Source organism: Streptomyces panaciradicis, from assembly GCF_023516615.1.
In the GTDB taxonomy this organism is placed as follows: domain Bacteria; phylum Actinomycetota; class Actinomycetes; order Streptomycetales; family Streptomycetaceae; genus Streptomyces; species Streptomyces panaciradicis.
This window is the reverse complement of record NZ_JAMGBF010000175.1, coordinates 1-1,450: the sequence shown is the minus strand read 5'-3', so window position 1 is coordinate 1,450 and position 1,450 is coordinate 1. Positions and strand designations below refer to the sequence as shown.

Genomic DNA, 1,450 nt, shown 5'->3' with positions numbered 1-1,450 from the left:
CACGGCAGGCTACTTCTTCGACTCGACGGCGTGGCCGCCGAACTGGTTGCGCAGCGCGGCGACCATCTTCATCTGCGGCGAGTCGTCCTGGCGGGAGGAGAAGCGCGCGAAGAGGGAGGCCGTGATCGCGGGCAGCGGCACCGCGTTGTCGATGGCCGCCTCGACCGTCCACCGGCCCTCGCCGGAGTCCTGCGCGTACCCCTTCAGCTTGTCCAGGTGCGGGTCCTCGTCGAGCGCGTTGACCGCGAGGATCAGCAGCCAGGAGCGGATGACCGTGCCCTCCTGCCAGGAGCGGATGACCGTGCCCTCCTGCCAGGAGCGGATGACCGTGCCCTCCTGCCAGGAGCGGAAGACCTCGCTGACGTTGTCCACGGAGTCGACCTTCTCCAGCAGCTCCCAGCCCTCGGCGTAGGCCTGCATCATGGCGTACTCGATGCCGTTGTGGACCATCTTGGAGAAGTGCCCGGCGCCGACCTTGCCCGCGTGGACGTAGCCGTAGGGGCCCTCCGGCTTGAGCGCCTCGAAGATCGGCTGGAGCCGCTCGACGTGCTCCTTGTCGCCGCCGACCATGAGCGCGTAGCCGTTCTGCAGTCCCCACACACCGCCGGAGACGCCCGCGTCGACGAAGCCGATGCCCTTGGCGCCGAGTTCGGCGGCGTGCTTCTCGTCGTCCGTCCAGCGGGAGTTGCCGCCGTCCACGACGGTGTCGCCAGGGGAGAGCAGGTCGCCCAGCTCGTCGACGACCGACTGGGTCGGGGCGCCGGCCGGGACCATCACCCAGACCACGCGTGGGGCTTCGAGCTTGTCGACCAGGTCGGCGAGGCTCGCCGCGTCGGAGAGCTCGGGATTGCGGTCGTAGCCGATGACGGTGTGGCCGGCGCGGCGCAGCCGCTCGCGCATGTTGCCGCCCATCTTGCCCAGACCGATGAGGCCCAGCTGCATCGCTGTCATGTTCAGTTGCCTTCCTTGAGGTCGCGGTAGGCGGCCACGAGTGCGGTGGTGGAGGGGTCGAGGCCGGGGACGTCCGCGCCCTCCGTCAGGGCGGGCTCGACGCGCTTGGCGAGCACCTTGCCGAGCTCGACGCCCCACTGGTCGAAGGAGTCGATGTTCCACACGGCGCCCTGGACGAACACCTTGTGCTCGTAGAGGGCGATCAGCTGACCGAGGACCGAGGGCGTCAGCTCACGGGCCAGGACGGTCGTGGTGGGGTGGTTGCCCTTGAAGGTGCGGTGCGCGACCTGCTCCTCGGGCACCCCCTCCGCCCGGACCTCGTCCGCGGTCTTGCCGAAGGCCAGCGCCTGGCCCTGCGCGAACAGGTTGGCCATCAGCAGATCGTGCTGGGCCTTGAGCTCGTCGCTCAGTTCGCCGACCGGGCGGGCGAAGCCGATCAGGTCCGCCGGGATGACCTTGGTGCCCTGGTGGATCAACTGGTAGTAGGCGTGCTGGCCGT

The 1,450-nt window shown here is 69.4% G+C and carries 2 protein-coding genes; both read right to left on the bottom strand.

The features are described from left to right. Positions 1-9: 9 nt before the first annotated feature. Complete coding sequence (locus M8J74_RS38315) at positions 10-942, bottom strand: NADP(+)-dependent, decarboxylating phosphogluconate dehydrogenase (protein WP_249840851.1); 933 nt, start codon at positions 940-942, stop codon at positions 10-12. Positions 943-953: 11 nt separating this feature from the next. Then, positions 954-1,450 (bottom strand): phosphoglucose isomerase-related protein (locus M8J74_RS38310; protein ID WP_505016717.1); only part of this gene is annotated, 497 nt, incomplete at its 5' end.